This is a genomic window from Sunxiuqinia rutila, assembly GCF_050589705.1.
GTDB classification, from domain to species: domain Bacteria; phylum Bacteroidota; class Bacteroidia; order Bacteroidales; family Prolixibacteraceae; genus Sunxiuqinia; species Sunxiuqinia rutila.
Genome location: NZ_JBNGOT010000028.1, coordinates 1 through 6,531 on the forward strand (window position 1 = coordinate 1; position 6,531 = coordinate 6,531).

At 35.4% G+C, this 6,531-nt stretch carries 6 protein-coding genes; 5 read left to right on the plus strand and 1 reads right to left on the minus strand.

What is annotated here, in order from left to right; translation table 11 throughout:
- Positions 1-331 precede the first annotated feature (331 nt).
- Positions 332-1,030 (plus strand): CPBP family intramembrane glutamic endopeptidase, encoded by a 699-nt coding sequence (locus tag ACRD6K_RS19855; protein ID WP_430974655.1) that lies wholly within the window; start codon positions 332-334, stop codon positions 1,028-1,030.
- Between the two features lie 197 nt (positions 1,031-1,227).
- Positions 1,228-2,013, plus strand: coding sequence for an alpha/beta hydrolase-fold protein (locus ACRD6K_RS19860; protein ID WP_430974656.1), 786 nt, complete (start codon positions 1,228-1,230; stop codon positions 2,011-2,013).
- 322 nt (positions 2,014-2,335) lie between these two features.
- Here ACRD6K_RS19860 and ACRD6K_RS19865 read toward each other — a convergent pair whose 3' ends face one another.
- Positions 2,336-4,099, minus strand: a complete 1,764-nt coding sequence (locus ACRD6K_RS19865; protein ID WP_430974657.1) for a sensor histidine kinase — start codon at positions 4,097-4,099, stop codon at positions 2,336-2,338.
- 418 nt (positions 4,100-4,517) lie between these two features.
- Here ACRD6K_RS19865 and ACRD6K_RS19870 point away from each other — a divergent pair, with 418 nt between their 5' ends.
- From ACRD6K_RS19870 to ACRD6K_RS19880, 3 genes are all read left to right on the plus strand, one after another.
- Entirely contained in the window at positions 4,518-4,841 is a 324-nt protein-coding gene (locus tag ACRD6K_RS19870) for a hypothetical protein (RefSeq protein WP_299577157.1), read from the plus strand.
- 66 nt (positions 4,842-4,907) lie between these two features.
- Complete coding sequence (locus ACRD6K_RS19875; protein ID WP_430974658.1) at positions 4,908-5,435, plus strand: hypothetical protein; 528 nt, start codon at positions 4,908-4,910, stop codon at positions 5,433-5,435.
- Positions 5,436-5,525: 90 nt separating this feature from the next.
- Positions 5,526-6,251, plus strand: a complete 726-nt coding sequence (locus ACRD6K_RS19880) for a hypothetical protein (protein ID WP_430974659.1) — start codon at positions 5,526-5,528, stop codon at positions 6,249-6,251.
- The last annotated feature ends 280 nt before the right edge of the window (positions 6,252-6,531 follow it).

Sequence of the window (6,531 nt, forward strand, 5' to 3'; positions counted from 1 at the left end):
ACTTTTCTTTTCCCATATCAGGTAAATTTTAAAACATTCATTTTTGTTTACATGACACAGTTTGTTGAACACTCTCAAATGCTCCATAAAGATTATCAGCTACTTATAACGAAAACAAAAAGATGCTTACTCGTACATACATTTTGTAAATTTTTGTAACTTAATCGGCAAAATCGAAAAAGGAAAAAACCAATGACAGTATTAACCAACGGACACCCACCGCACACAATCAGCCTATTAACCAACAAAAATACATCCAGTTAAAGCGAATAGATCCACAAGACTGTGGATATACAAGTGTTATGCATAAAATTGAAATAACCTTGAACTAATGAACAAACTAATACGCAAATTTTCACCGACAATAGAACTTCTTATTATATTAATATTAGGGTTCGGACTTTTTATCTATTCTTCGACAATCTCATTCTTTGCTGTCAATTCAGACTATACTCATTCATGGGGTTATAAAATTACCAATTTTAGCCACTCGACTATTTTGATTTATGAAGTGATTGCATTCTCAATTATTCTATACATTTTGAAAGTTAGAGCGTGGAGATTGACCGATTTTAATCTCAGTTTTAAATTTCGACTAATATGGGTTGCTTTACTTTTGTTGGTTTTAAGGAATATAACTGGAGGTATTTTGAGCAAAATTTTTGAATTTGCAACAGTCATTGGCGATACGGGGACAAAACATGTTCATTACGGACTGGAAGCTAATTGGATAGTAATTTTATTATTTGTTGTCATAAATTCAATTTATGAAGAATTCATATTGGTTGGATATTTCTTCAAGAGACTTGAAAAATATCATCCAGCCATTTTAATTGGACTGAGTACATTAATAAGGCTTTCTTATCATACTTACCAAGGTTGGATAGGAATATTTTACATTATCCCAACAGGATTAATTTTTGGATATTATTACTTTAAATACAAAAAGCTTTGGCCATTGATAATTGCACATGGATTAATGAATTTACTAGTATTTTTAAGAATGCAGTTTCAATGGCAAGACAATTGAAAATAAAAATTCTATGCATAACACGGTACATATTGCAGGGCGGGGTTCGGTGGTACGCCAACTGCGGATTCTCGCATCGCAGTTCCGTGTCCTTCGGACAGGAACGCTCTTCGAAATCCGCCCCGACAACTTGCAAGTGACCGTTAGTTGCAATAATGAAACCGGCCAATCAGCAATACTATTAAAAACCAGAAACTATGAAAAAAACTAAAGTCCTTCTGATAATCCTGATTCTGATTTCTCAAATATCATTCGGACAACAAAACCGAGACTCACTTTTCACGACACTAGGATATTCGACAAAAATTGAATCTGAGTTTCTAAATCAGACAAAGACCGTGTTTATACACCTTCCATTCAAATTCGACAAAAATAAAGAGTATCCATTGATAGTTTTAACTGACTTTATGGCATTCAAACCTCTTTCGAGTACAACTGAGATAATGGCATATAACCAAACAATTCCTTGGTGCATTGTGGTCTGCCCGATGACAACGAATGTACCGGATGAGTATTCTCCAATTATTGACAATGATTCAGAAAAAATAAATGGAGGAAAAACTATTTTGTTCTATGAGAAAGAACTCTTTCCATTTCTGCAATCAAAATATAAAATATCAAAGAAAATTCTGTGGGGAAAAGGATTCTCCGGCATGTTCTCAACATTTGTAATGTTATCGAAACCAGACTTATTTGACAGTTATATTTCTGATACACCAAATTTTGAGCTCATGGAGAAAGAAATAAATGGAGATAAAACGTTTGAAAAAATCGGAAAAACTAAAGTCTCCTACTATTTGACAGGAACCATGACTGACGAAAAGGACAATGCTAATTTGACATTTTTGACTAAAATAAAAAATGTGCAAAAGAGCAATTTCACTTGGGATTATGTTGAGAATAATGATTCAATATTTATTTCAAGGATTTTAACAAATTATACTCATGGACTAAACTTTTTGTTTAACCAGACAAATGAATAAATTACTGCAACTAACAATTAAGTGTTCGGCCAGTGCACAGCACAGTGGCTGAACGCGGTGTTGACGCAAACCAGGATTGATCACCGTGGACTTGCAACCCTAACTCCCCCTCGTCTTAGCGAAGCGGTGCCGAGGGGGAAACTGCTTGTCGTTTGTAACGACCATGCACCAACCCTTCACGTTCGGAAAAATAAACTGCCAACGACGATACACCAGACCTATTACTTTGAAAAACAATAAGGAATATCTTTCAATCAAAATAACTAGTTACTCCTTACCGCTTCGCTCAAACCAGGGCAGGCCAGGTTGTAACTTTATCTGTTTATATCTTACGATCGTCTTTGCTGAATTCTTGCGTATTTTCAATTATCCCTGTTTCCAAAGTGCTTTCTGCATATTTCGGTATTTTGAAAAAGAAAGTACTTCCTTTTCCTTCTTCTGATTCCACCCACAGATCGCCACCTAGCAAATGGGAATACGCTTTAGCAATTGACAGACCTAAACCCGCTCCTTCATGCCGCCGGGTTAAATTTAAATCGGCTTGAACAAATCGGTCAAAAATAGCATCAAGTCGGCCTTTAGGAATACCTATCCCTGTATCACTTACAAAAAACACAATGCCGCTGCCATTATCTTTGCCTCCAACCACTATCGTTCCGTCGCTAGTAAACTTTATGGCATTGCTAAGCAGATTGGAAAGAATACTTTCTAGTAAATTTCTATCGGTATGTAATATGAATTCAGAAGGAAGTAATTTACTGTCGTATATTACTTGATTGTTCCATTTTGCTGCTAATGGTCTTGCACCGGTGACATGTTCCGACAATACTTTGTTGACATTAACCTCTGTTTTATGAACGTATATTTGGTGGGTTTCAATTTTTGCGATATCAATCAGACCATTTACAGTCTTAAGTAACCGTTCGCCGCTTGCATCTATAATGTCGTAATAGCTGCTGCGTGTTTTCTCATCAACATGTTGTTCTTTCAACAAATTAATAAACCCAAGAATTCCGTTCATAGGCGTGCGGATCTCATGGCTTACATTCTGCAGAAAAACACTCTTTAACCGGTTACTTTCTTCTGCTTTCTCCTTGGCTTCTTTAAGTTTATCGAAAGTTGCCTTTTTGTCGGTAATATTTTCTCCCATGCTGGCAATACTTTTTACACTTCCATCATCATCGGTAATAAGCATATTGTGCCACGCTATATCAAGTACTTCTTTTTCTTTGGTCTGAATTTTATTCTCATAATAATGAAGAACTGACTCTGTGTCCATAAACTCCTGAAAAGCTGCGACTAATTCCTCTTTCTGATCCTCACAAACAAAAGTATCAATCCAGTTTTTTCCAACCAATTCGTCTTCTTGATAGCCGGTAACCTGAAGCATATATTTATTGCAGGATACTATGTTTTTATCCAAATCAAGGTTTATAAAAATCATATTGATATCTTCTAACATCATTACAAACTTACGTTCTGAGTTAAGAAGCCTTTCTCTGGCTCTATGATTATGCCAATTTTCCAGCTGTCTATTCATCAGTATCCCTAAAAGCACTGTTATAATAGGATAGATAATTATTACAGGAATAGCAATAGACTTTACTGTTGGTAAAAATTCTTCTTTAGGTAACCATATCAGCCAAACAAGCATGAACAGATGAACAAACAGACCGAAAACATACAGGATACCAATGGTATTTTTAATCTCCCTTTTTTGTAAAAAGTACCTGCATACGATACCAAGCAAACCTGATGAAATAATGAGAGAAATTCCCATGAGTACGTGATCGCCTCCAAGAAAAAATCGGCAAACACTCATAATTAAAATTGCAACAAGCGTAGGAATGGCACCCAAGTATAAACCTGCGATCGATAAAAGAGCCGAACGAAAGTCGAAACTATACCCTGCCTGGTAGGTCCATGGAGTAGTAATCAAAATGATACCAATGCCTCCAATTATTATTCCGGCAAAAATTTTTGGCAGCAGTTTTTGAGAATAGATAGAATCAATCCACCTTAATTCATAGAAAAAACTAAACACCAAGAGCAATGCAACATTCGATATCAAGTCTGAAATAAACAAGGGCTCCATTTTATAAATACAATGATAGTATAAAAAAAAAGATCATTGAAAAATCATTGATTGTATTAAGCAAAATCTCTTATCATTTCATTTTTAACAAAAAAACGAAAACCAATGTTCTAACTCCCCCTCGTCTCCGCAAATCAATGCCGTGCGGCGCATGGTCTGTCGTTTGTAATGACCATACACCAGACCTATTGCTTTGAAAAACAATAATAAATATCTTTCAATCAAAATAATTAGTCCTCCTTACCGCTTCGCTCAAACCTGGGGCAGGCAAAAGCAGGGCAACACTCACCGTATAAAAGAAAAAATACGCACAATGCTTAAAATGATTTTATTTTAAAATATCTTTGGATAACAGGTAACCAACTTACCTCCAATAAAAAATCGACAACAACCCTTAACTGAATTTATCATGAAAAAGTGTCCCAATTGCAACGCAGAGATTGAAGAGAGTTTTGAATTGTGCTGGAATTGCAACTTCAGCCTGACTGAGAATAAGATAATTGACATTAAAGACTTAAACCACAACAAAAAGGACATTAATTGTCTCAGATGCAATACGCCATACATCTATTCCGGAGAGTATAAATTTCATGAAGGTCCAAAGATTGGAATACTTGGAAATTTATTTGAAGCACTGGTTAATCGGGAAGCATTTGATATTTATGCATGTCCCAAATGTGGGAAAGTTGAATTTTTTATTCCTACCAATGATAGTGAATACAAATTTGAATAAGGTTGGGTAACTAACCCCTCCTTACCGCTTCGCTCAAAACAGGGAAAGCCCGGAAAAAATATTGATATGAAAAGGAAAGCATTTCTAACGTTGGGATTAATCCTGTCATTGGGGATATCCTTTGCTCAAACAAACAAGTTTGAAAAAATAGACTTTATTATTGGTGATTGGGTAGGAACAGGATCTGGTTTTGGCAATAATAAATCGAAAATTGAATCCAGTTTCCATCTTACAATGAATGGGCAGTACATTGAAATAAAAAATGAATCTCAATTTGAACCGACCGATAAAAATCCCGAAGGAGAACACCATATCGATAAGGGCTTTATCAGTTTTGACAAAAGCAGGAATTCAATAATTCTAAGGCAGTTCAACAATGAAGGATACTACAACCAATATGTTTTAAATGAGTCTATTTCAAACGAAAACATATTGATCTTTGAAACTGAATTTATTGAAAACTTTGTGCCAAACGGAAAAGCAAAATGGACAATAAAACGGATAAACGAAAATGAAATTGAAACGATTTTCGACGTTTCATTCGGAAAAGATTACACCTGTTTTGGAACCAACAAATTACGTCGAAAGCAATAAACCTGCTCTCCCCTCTCCTAAGTGAAGCGATGCTAAGGGCAGACCGGGCTAGGATTATTAGAGAAAATGGATCTACCTAATATTTTTCATATGGAAAAAGAATATTATCAACCTACTACTGAAGAATGGGCTGAAATGGCAGAACAGGCAAAAAAAATGTATATTGATTCTTTTGAAACAACCTACTTAAATGTGGTTGATCCTAAGCTTGAAGAATCGCTAGTTTCCCTCCGCGAAAAGCACAAAGAAAGTATGCTAAAATATTCAGATTTAGTTCGGAACATTGTTCCTGCTGAAACAGAAGAAGAGAACATACAGCAACAAGAAAACAAGTACTATGCTTCGATGTTTTACACAGAAGATTTGAAGGTCGCGTTCTGTTTATATGAGCTTCGAATAATGTATGAATACAAATACTTTGAAATCAAGCTAAATGAATTAGGACGTTTAGCATTTGAGAAGTGGAATGAGTCTTATAGATGGAAAGACACACTAATTAATTTTAAAAACCAAGGTATCAATCTCAGTTCACTCACTAATTTCCAATATTTAGATGAATATAGGAGAGTTAATAACGCCCTAAAACATAGCGGCAACGTTGTCACAAAAAAAATCAAAAACATCAAAGAGTTTAGCACACATAAAGTCTTCCATATAGGGCAGCTAAAACCATTTTATGAACGTGTAAAAGATGCTCCTTCCAATTTTATATCTGAACTTTCTACCGTTGCTTATAATCGTCTATGGCCTGATGAAGAGTCAAACAACATTGATCATGAATTTGAATTATTTGATGACCAGGAAATAGAATTTTAATAAGCATTTATTATCGTCCAACACCTCCTCCTTACCGCTTCGCTCAAACAAGGGGCAGGTCGGTTCAAACGAATAACCACTTCACCTCAACGAAACACGAATGCATGTTAACGAATAACAGCTTCAACCTAAGGAATAGCAACTCGCGTTAAACTAAAGTGTGTCTCACCCAAACGAATGAACACTACCGCGAAACTGCCCTAGGTAGTGTTCATTAAACTGTGTCAATTATATTTTGCTATTAGAGTTTTAGTTTGCATCGTTCTCCAAATTTGATAAT

Bases quoted from the DNA above. Each gene is read 5' to 3' on its own strand.
- ACRD6K_RS19855 (WP_430974655.1), top strand. From the start codon at position 332: ATGAACAAACTAATACGCAAATTTTCACCGACAATAGAACTTCTTATT.
- ACRD6K_RS19860 (WP_430974656.1), top strand. From the start codon at position 1,228: ATGAAAAAAACTAAAGTCCTTCTGATAATCCTGATTCTGATTTCTCAA.
- ACRD6K_RS19870 (WP_299577157.1), top strand. From the start codon at position 4,518: ATGAAAAAGTGTCCCAATTGCAACGCAGAGATTGAAGAGAGTTTTGAA.
- ACRD6K_RS19875 (WP_430974658.1), top strand. From the start codon at position 4,908: ATGAAAAGGAAAGCATTTCTAACGTTGGGATTAATCCTGTCATTGGGG.
- ACRD6K_RS19880 (WP_430974659.1), top strand. From the start codon at position 5,526: ATGGAAAAAGAATATTATCAACCTACTACTGAAGAATGGGCTGAAATG.